The sequence below is a fragment of the Marivita lacus genome (assembly GCF_014637725.1).
Taxonomy (GTDB): domain Bacteria; phylum Pseudomonadota; class Alphaproteobacteria; order Rhodobacterales; family Rhodobacteraceae; genus Marivita; species Marivita lacus.
The window spans coordinates 1-1,252 of sequence record NZ_BMFC01000052.1; the positions used below are offsets into that span (position 1 = coordinate 1).

General features: G+C 49.0%; 1 protein-coding gene and 1 pseudogene. Both read left to right on the top strand.

Annotation, left to right across the window (positions count from 1 at the left end):
- A pseudogene (locus IEV82_RS23860) lies at positions 1-177 on the top strand (IS30 family transposase); the annotation flags it as partial.
- Positions 178-466: 289 nt separating this feature from the next.
- Positions 467-787: an H-NS histone family protein gene (locus IEV82_RS23420; protein WP_308420473.1), complete on the top strand. Its 321-nt coding sequence runs from the start codon at positions 467-469 to the stop codon at positions 785-787.
- Positions 788-1,252: the final 465 nt, after the last annotated feature.

Here is a 1,252-nt window from a genome sequence, read left to right on the forward strand (position 1 = left end):
AACAACAGGTTGAGAAAGTACCTGCCCCGCTCGACCGAACCGACGGCGCTGACAAATCGATATTTGAAGTCGATTTGCCACCGCCTCAACACAACGCCGCGCAAATGCCTCGGCTTTCGAACACCGGTAGAAGTCTTCGAGAGCAAGATGATGGAAATTCAGAACCGACTGGAATAAAACGAGATATCCAGAACTGCACTTCACCGTGAGTTCACATACGCGCAAAGTTAGAATGTCCCACATCTGCAAAGAAGTGTCACACTTCCCTGTTGGGCAAACAGGATTGGAGTGTGTCTGTAGGACTGGTGATCATGCGCGCGCGAGCTGAACCGCATAGAAAAAACAATAGAGGTAGAGTGATGAAACCTGTTGCAATAACTGGTAAGAATTCACATGGACACAGTGTCTGGATTGCTGTTACACGTAAATCTAATAGAAAATTATTGCTAAAAATTCGGAGGCTATTATGCTGATTGATCTCACAAACCTGTCACTTGATGAGCTAAAGACACTCCAGAAAGATGTTTCCAAAGCGATTTCATCATTTGAATCACGAAAACGAAAGGAAGCTTTGGCCGCGGCAGAAGCGGCTGCGCGCGACGCGGGATTCTCATTGAATGATCTTTTCGGCTCAGGGAAAAATTCTCCAAAACTGCCGAGCATTCCAAAATACCAGCACCCCGAGAATGCGGCTATCGTATGGACTGGCAAAGGGCGTCAGCCTGCTTGGTTCAAGGAAGCTGTTGCGGCTGGGACATCACCAGATGATCTATTGATAAAAAAATAACGCCCAGGAAGGACCCCAATGGGCAGGTCATGCATGACTTGAGGCGTCAGAGTGATCTTTTCTCGTCTGGCACCTTGTGAGAAACCTTTCTCGACATCCTGATGGCGGTCACGCGCTTGCTGCATCAGGTCTCAAAAGCTGTCAACATCCGGGCATTGCCAGTGACCTAATAGGCTGAACTGCTTTCCCTCCAAGACTGTGACTATTGTCATGGAAACAGAGGAGGAGCATTCCCATGGATATCATAGCAAACTGAACGCCGTGTCCAACTTCAACGACTGGTACATATCTCTCGAGCGAGCTATCCAGGACATCTTACACTTAGTTCAGCTCAATTTGGTAGTGTCCACGGACGTGGTGGACTTTCACATCGCGCTGGCGGTGTAACCGGGGTGGCCATCGAGGATGTCGGTTATGGTGGAGTTTGCAAGCTTCAACCACGAACCGATGGAGACCCCGATGACC

What these genes read in the sequence shown, in the direction of transcription:
- IEV82_RS23420 (WP_308420473.1), top strand. Translation starts at nt 467, where the DNA reads ATGCTGATTGATCTCACAAACCTGTCACTTGATGAGCTAAAGACACTC.